Source organism: Bradyrhizobium pachyrhizi (genome assembly GCF_001189245.1).
In the GTDB taxonomy this organism is placed as follows: Bacteria; Pseudomonadota; Alphaproteobacteria; order Rhizobiales; family Xanthobacteraceae; genus Bradyrhizobium; species Bradyrhizobium pachyrhizi.
Map to the genome: position 1 here is coordinate 1 of NZ_LFIQ01000066.1, position 276 is coordinate 276.

Genomic DNA, 276 nt, shown 5'->3' on the forward strand with positions numbered 1-276 from the left:
TCGATGGATTCGCATATCGAGCAGGTCGAGGAACTGTTCTCGGCCGCCAAGAGCGAATTCAAGCACATGGAATATTTCTACTTCCACAACTGCCTCTATGAAGGCGTCTGGAAGCAGAACAAGCGGCGCTTCACCGATCGCACGCCGACCTGGGACGTGCTGCACAAGTACCCGCACGACTACAAGGTGGTGTTCGTGGGCGACGCCTCGATGTCGCCTTACGAGATCATGGTTCCCGGCGGCTCGGTCGAGCATGTCAATGAAGAGGCCGGCTCG

The 276-nt window shown here is 57.6% G+C and carries 1 pseudogene; it reads left to right on the top strand.

Annotated features, from left to right (window positions below):
- A pseudogene (locus tag AKL29_RS14010) lies at nucleotides 1–276 on the top strand (VWA domain-containing protein); the annotation flags it as partial.